The 761-nt window shown below is 52.0% G+C and carries 1 protein-coding gene; it reads right to left on the bottom strand.

Annotated features, from left to right (window positions below):
- Nucleotides 1-761, bottom strand: a 761-nt coding sequence (gene tssI / locus ACQEXT_RS21210; protein ID WP_426953444.1) for a type VI secretion system tip protein TssI/VgrG, incomplete at both ends; no start/stop codon positions are given.

Below are 761 nucleotides of genomic sequence, written 5' to 3' on the forward strand. Positions count from 1 at the left end.
GGGATGGCTTGCCATTGGTTGGCGTAGGTCGTCTTGCCTTGAGTGCCCTCTTCCTCGAGTGCTTGAGCCTGTTCGCCTTGGTGATTGACTTGAACCAGCAGCCAAGCGCGATTAAAGGATGTGTTGAGGTGGTCACTCAAGGTAAATTTATACCCTGAGCGGAGCAAAAATTCGTTGCTTTTGCCTTTGGCTAACTGGGCGTCACGGCGCAGATAACTCAAGCGAGTGCGGGTGAAGGCGATGCCATTTGGGTCACCTTTATAGCGACCTGGCGCATCAAAGTGCACGTAAGTGGGTTGTTGGTAATCCATCTCCGTGCCGTGAGCCAATTGGCTAAAGGAATAAGCCGGGTTTTTAAAGCTGTAGTCTTTGAGTTCTACCTCACTAACGTGGGCCTCGGATTGATAAGAAAAATCTTGGATATACGGCACATCGCTGACACCACCCGCTAACCCGTTGTACGGAATAGGCTGAGCTAAGGAGGGCAGCAGCACAGTGGCATCACTGAACAGCAAGGTGTGTTTTCCGGCTTCATGAATAAAGCTGTAGACCATGCCTTCTTCCGCGGCGAGGCGGTGGAGAAAGTCGAGGTCACTTTCACGGTATTGGACACAAAACTCACGTTGAGCCGGCTCGCGTTGCAGTGAAAAGGCATAGTCATGAATGCCCATCTCCTGCAATAGCGTCTCGATGATGTCAGGCGTGGTCTTATGTTGGAAAATCCGGCTGTTGTGGCGCAGCGAGAGACGTTCCAGCGCAGG

It is taken from the genome of Vibrio sp. TRT 29B02 (genome assembly GCF_050113655.1).
GTDB lineage: Bacteria > Pseudomonadota > Gammaproteobacteria > Enterobacterales > Vibrionaceae > Vibrio.